Origin of the sequence: Pseudomonas sp. HMWF006 (assembly GCF_003061205.1) — a bacterium.
Classification (GTDB): domain Bacteria; phylum Pseudomonadota; class Gammaproteobacteria; order Pseudomonadales; family Pseudomonadaceae; genus Aquipseudomonas; species Aquipseudomonas monsensis.
The window spans coordinates 1-2,297 of sequence record NZ_QAIU01000100.1; the positions used below are offsets into that span (position 1 = coordinate 1).

Genomic DNA, 2,297 nt, shown 5'->3' on the forward strand with positions numbered 1-2,297 from the left:
AACAGGTTATGCCCGCCGTTCGGCACCAGACTGCCGCCGACGAAAGCGCTGTCGGCCAACGCATAGAGAAACAGCAACTCGCCCATGGTGTCACCGAGCAGCACCGAGGTGTGTGCCTCGACGTTGGCACCGGTCGAGCGGCGCACCGTGGCAAAGCCTTCACGCTGGCACAGCTCGAACACCGAGTTGAAGCGCTCGGGATGGCGCGGCACCAGAATCAGCAGCGCATTCGGGTAGTTCGTCAGCAGACGACGATGGGCGTCGAGCACCACTGCGTCCTCACCCTCGTGGGTACTGGCGGCGATCCACACCGGGCGTTCCAGCGCCTGCCATTGGCCGCGCAGTGCGTTGGCGCGTTGCAGCAGTTGCGGGTCGATGGTCAGGTCGAACTTGATCGAACCGGTAACCTCGACTGTCTCCGGCCGTGCCCCCAGATCACGAAAGCGCTGGGCTTCGGCTTCGGTCTGTACCGCGAAAAAACTCATTTCCGCCAGCATCGGCGCGGTCAGTTTGCTGAAGCGGCCATAACCCCGGGCCGAACGTTCGGACAGTCGGCCGTTGGCCAGCGCCACCGGTATCCCCCGTTTGGCGCACTGATGAATGTGGTTGGGCCACAGTTCGGTTTCCATGATCACCGCCAGTTTCGGCTGTGCCCGATCAAGAAAGCGCGCCGCCGCACACGGCACGTCGTAAGGCAGGTAGCAATGCTGAATGCGCGGCTCGTCGCCGAACAAGGCATGAATCCGTTCCGAACCGGTCGGGGTCATGCAGGTCACGGTAATCGGCAACTGTGGATAACGTTGCAACAAGGCGCGAATCATTGGCGCGGCGGCAATGCTTTCGCCCACCGACACGGCGTGCACCCAGATCCCGCCGGGCTGCAGTGACGGCATCCCGTAAGAGAAGCGCTCGCCAATCCGCTTGGCATACGCCGGGGCCTTGCGCGAGCGCAGCCACAGCCGAATCGCCACCAATGGCAGCCCCAGGTAAAACAGCGCGGTGTAGAGAGTTCTATTCATGGCGGCGGAGTTTATCGACTTTTATCGCCGATCGCCCGCAAGTGCACGGCAAAACGTTCAGCCAGCCAGCGCGCCGCCGGCCCCAGCGGTTCATCGCGGCGCCAGACCAGTTCCACCACCAGTGCTGGCGGTGTCCATTCGCTGTCCAGTTCGACCATCAGGCCCTGATAGGCGGAATACTGCACCACATGCCGTGGCAGCCAGGCCCAACCGAGATCGCGCACCAGCCATTCGGCCATCACGTAGAAACTGTCAGCGCGCCACACCTGCGGGCTGGCCGGCTCATTGCCGGGGTAGACACTGGTTTGCGTCGACATCAGCAATTGCCGGTGCTGCGCCAACTGCTGACACGTCACGTAGGACTGCGCCGCCAGCGGATGGTTGATGCCGCACACGGTGACCATTTCCACACTGCCCAGCACCCGGCGCTCCAGCGCCTCGGGAATTTCATCGTGGTAAAACAACAGACCGAGATCGGCCCGGCGCTCCACCAGTTTGCGCGCGACTTCGCCCTGGGCGGCGCTGGTCAACTGCACCTCCAGACTCGGAAACTGCTCGGCCAGTGCGCCGAAACTTTCCACCAGCGCCTGATAGGGCATCGCTTCGTCCTGCGCCACGCGCAACTGTGCTTCCTGGCCACGCAGCATCGCCATTGCCCGGCCGTTGAGACGCTCGCACTGACGCAAGACTTCCCGCGCCTCTTCCAGCAGTGCCTCGCCGGCTTCGGTGAGCGAGGGCTGGCGACCGCTGCTACGCTCGAACAGGCTGACGCCCAGATCATCCTCAAGCATCGCAATCGCGCTGCTGATCGCCGATTGCGCCTTGCGCTGCCGGCGCGCAACGGCAGAAAACGAACGCTGTTCGGCGACGTCGACAAACACTCGGAGCTGATCAAGATTCCACTGCATACCGCCCCACCAACCCATCTTCAAAACAGATAGGTAATGACTTTACCCCATCTGACGAATCACTAGAATGCCGCCCTGAAAGCAACGTTTCATTTGAGGGTTTGAACCATGAACGCCTACGTCTATCTGACCATTGCCATTTGCGCCGAAGTGATCGCCACCGTGTCGATGAAAGCGGTCAAAGGCATCAGCACACCACTGCCGCTGATTCTGGTGATCGTCGGTTATGGCATCGCCTTCTGGATGCTGACCCTGGTGGTACGCTCCGTACCGGTGGGTGTGGCCTACGCCGTCTGGGCGGGCATGGGGATCGTGCTGGTCAGCATCGCGGCGCTGTTCATTTATGGGCAGAAGCTGGACGTGCCGGCGA

Annotated in this window: 3 protein-coding genes; 1 reads left to right on the forward strand and 2 read right to left on the reverse strand. The window is 62.2% G+C overall.

All coding sequences use genetic code 11. From position 1 onward, the window contains the following. On the reverse strand, positions 1–1,019 hold a 1,019-nt coding region (gene waaA / locus DBR24_RS03930; protein WP_128613956.1), incomplete at its 3' end, for a lipid IV(A) 3-deoxy-D-manno-octulosonic acid transferase. 11 nt (positions 1,020–1,030) lie between these two features. Continuing rightward, positions 1,031–1,927 (reverse strand): LysR family transcriptional regulator, encoded by an 897-nt coding sequence (locus DBR24_RS03935; protein WP_123470846.1) that lies wholly within the window; start codon positions 1,925–1,927, stop codon positions 1,031–1,033. 108 nt (positions 1,928–2,035) lie between these two features. Between DBR24_RS03935 and DBR24_RS03940 the strand changes: the two genes are divergently transcribed. Then, positions 2,036–2,297, forward strand: a 262-nt coding sequence (locus DBR24_RS03940; protein ID WP_146188949.1) for a multidrug efflux SMR transporter, incomplete at its 3' end; no start/stop codon positions are given.

What these genes read in the sequence shown, in the direction of transcription:
- DBR24_RS03935 (WP_123470846.1), bottom strand. Translation starts at nt 1,927, where the DNA reads ATGCAGTGGAATCTTGATCAGCTCCGAGTGTTTGTCGACGTCGCCGAA.